1 protein-coding gene is annotated in these 2,198 nt (G+C 48.9%); it reads right to left on the bottom strand.

Annotated elements, in window-relative coordinates; genetic code table 11:
- Positions 1-131: 131 nt before the first annotated feature.
- A partial coding sequence (locus CRO15_RS19560; RefSeq protein WP_116458932.1) for a zinc-dependent metalloprotease occupies positions 132-2,198 on the bottom strand: 2,067 nt, incomplete at its 5' end.

Raw genomic sequence — 2,198 nt, 5'->3', positions numbered from 1 at the left:
GTTGAGCAAGCCCTAAATTGGTGGTTACGGCGTAAAAAAAAGGTGCCCACAAAAGGCACCTTTTTCGCTAACTCAAAAATCACCCCACCATGGATGTGACCTTTAGCCAATTCCATGATATCACCCTCCTTCTACAAAACCGTATTGATCTTTTTCAGGCACAACTGCCAATGGCCGGAAGCGGTCCCGTTCCCATTTCTTTTTAACTCCTTTTCGATATTCTTTTTTAGGCCCATCAGTTGATGCATCAAAATACCTTTGGAATAATCGGTGTAGGCAATGAACTGCGCGCCGGGATCAAATCCCGCCCTTTTTGTTTCCAACGCCCCGACCAAACCCTCGATGTAGATCATTTGGATTTCCTGTCTCCTACGATCTTCCCTATCCATATCCTTATTTAACTCCTTGAAAAGCCCGGACTGCAATTGCTCCAGATAGCTTTGGACCAATCCATGGTTCCCAAAGATATTTTCCATTTGCTCCAATCGTTTGAGCCTATGGGCCTGTACCAGTTCCAAGATCAACCAATGTTCATACTCCGCCACCTTGTCCGGAAAGGTGGAATACCGTATCCGTGCATCAAATTTTGGGGCTGTCAACCATTCCGGCGGATCAAAGGCATTAATCAGCAGATAATCAAGCGCCTGTTGTTGGGCCTCCCATGGTATGGGAACGAACATCTCCCCCGGCTGGTCGGGGGACTTATAATGGATGTGATAGCCCCCGATGACAGAAACCACATGTAGCATATGGTGGTACCATAACTCCACTGATTTATTATAGAGCCGCACCAACTGGGCATTGTCCTTTTGTCCCACACACGCACCCGGAATCAACCCGACAACACGTTCCAGGTTCTTTAACGCCAATGCCGTACTTTTTACGGGATCGTTGGTCTCGACCACCTCATTGGTCCTACCGGGGCCCATTACCTCAAACTGGGTATCAATGTACCGCAACCACGAAATGGAATCCTGTGATCGTATGATGGCCTCAAGTGCGGCCGATTCGGCATTGGATGAAATGCCCTGCTGAAATTCCCTATAGCCCCAACTAATGGAATGGATGTCCGCAGGCCCAACTCTTTGCAACAGCATGGAAGGGGGCACCCCATCTTCCGGCTGGGTCACATTGTTGGTCCGGGTATAGTTCATGATGCTCGGGGTATATCCCATCGTCCCCAACCAGTCCTTATCCTTCATTTTTTTGACCGGATAACTGAACTCGCCAAAATTCCCGTCCTTCAGACCAAGGGTATGCCCTGTTTCATGTGCTGCCAAACATTGGAACAGCCGTCCAGTCAGTCCATCAGGAAAGGGAAAGGATTGTGCCCTCTTGTCCAATGGGGATGCACGGGTGAAATACCGTTCTTCAAGGGTCTGCCTGGAGGCGTTCAAAAAAATATCGCTTTTGAGGAGTTCCCCGGTCCTGTAATCGATGACCCGGGCAATGGTACCCCCATATTCCTTTTGGTCACGGTCCCTAAAATATCGCTCCTCTCCCCAATGGACAATATTGTTCCCAATACCGTACAACTGCCAGTCACTCAAACTATCGGCCTCCTTGACCGTTATGGCATCCTTGAACCCGGCCGCCTCAAATGCCGGCAACCATTCCAATATGCCCGCCTTTACATAGGAACGCCACTTTTTGGGGATCTCGGGCGACAAAATAAAAGTGATGGGCCTTACGGGAACACTTACCGATCGATCTTTGTACTTTTTCTCCAATCGCCATCTACTGATATTGGCAATGCTGTTATGGGTCCCATCTTCATGGATCCCATGGTCAATATCCAGAAAGTGTTCATTGATAAAACCCATGCGATAATCATATCGTCGGGCCTTCATGGGTTCCGGCAGGGCGCAAAAACCATAATATACCGGTACCGACACTTTGGATCTATGTTTGACCATCCCCCTCCGGGTCTTGACAATGACCTCATTTTCCAGATTTTTGGAATCCACGAGCACCGATATTTCCGGGATGGGTGTGCCAAAGGACACTCCCAGCTGTTGTGGCCATTGTATGTCCTGTTTCATGACAAGGCTGGTGATGTTGACGCAATACCCTCCGGCCCGACCATGATTCTTCTTGATCGGAAATGTGGCAAGGACATTGTCCATCAAGGTCAACCCCTTGGCAACGGGCAAAATAATGCCTGCAGTGGATCTGATGCTCTGGGGTTTCAAGAGTAT

It is taken from the genome of Flagellimonas pacifica, from assembly GCF_900215465.1.
GTDB lineage: Bacteria > Bacteroidota > Bacteroidia > Flavobacteriales > Flavobacteriaceae > Flagellimonas > Flagellimonas pacifica.
This window is presented reverse-complemented; position numbering and strand designations above follow the sequence as displayed.